The 818-nt window shown below is 54.3% G+C and carries 2 pseudogenes; both read right to left on the bottom strand.

Going from position 1 to position 818, the window contains the following annotated elements:
- Positions 1–50 precede the first annotated feature (50 nt).
- A pseudogene (locus HMPREF3178_RS14455) lies at positions 51–473 on the bottom strand (Mu transposase domain-containing protein); the annotation flags it as partial.
- Between the two features lie 7 nt (positions 474–480).
- A pseudogene (locus HMPREF3178_RS29950) lies at positions 481–789 on the bottom strand (integrase core domain-containing protein); the annotation flags it as partial.
- Positions 790–818 lie beyond the last annotated feature (29 nt).

Raw genomic sequence — 818 nt, 5'->3', positions numbered from 1 at the left:
CATGCCTGAATATCTTCGAGTGATGATTTGGTGCGGCTTTGTTGAATAAATCAGATTTCGGGTTCCACCTGACTGACCTGCTGCCAGAGCGGGGCGTGATGCTCCGGCACGGTCTGCCAGCCGGATGCAGCCGAACAGAGACGGTGCGATGCCATCTGCTGCTCATTACTGTAGATCCGCAGTTCATCATCCAGCGAGATCCGTATTGATACCGGCTGGCCACACAGGCTTTCCGGCACGCTGTAACGGTTTCCGCCAACCTCGATATAGCCATCCCAGGAGACATGACGGATATCGAAGTAGCTGGTATCGAAGTCCGTATCCGGCAACGGCTGCAGATGCTCCTGTTCCTGCGTGAAGCGCTGTTCCGGTGTCTGCCTGAACTGGCGAAGTTCCCGCCTGTCGGCAACGTCAGCCATCCACTGCTCCAGTAGCTGATTAACCTGGGCGAAGCTGTCGAACCGGCGGTACCTGAAGTGGTCAACTAAAACTGGCCACCGCGTTAGAGTTTTTCCAGTATCGGTTTTCTGATTCGTTTGGCGGTAACCCACCATTATATTCGTGCGGTCTTAGTGCGCTGTAATATCCAACGATATAGTCCGTTATTGCGTGAGCTGCATCGCTGAAGCTTACATAGCCCGTCGCCGGCACCCATTCGTTCTTCAGACTCCTGAAGAAGCGCTCCATTGGGCTGTTATCCCAGCAGTTTCCACGCCGACTCATACTCTGCCTGATCCGGTATCGCCACAGTAACTGCCGGAACTGCCTGCTCGTATAATGGCTGCCTTGGACGCCCTTCTAAGAGTCAAGCTGTTATC

It is taken from the genome of Klebsiella sp. HMSC09D12, assembly GCF_001808475.1.
GTDB classification, from domain to species: domain Bacteria; phylum Pseudomonadota; class Gammaproteobacteria; order Enterobacterales; family Enterobacteriaceae; genus Klebsiella; species Klebsiella oxytoca.
The sequence above is the reverse complement of the archived record's forward strand: the minus strand, read 5'-3'. Positions and strand labels throughout refer to the sequence as shown.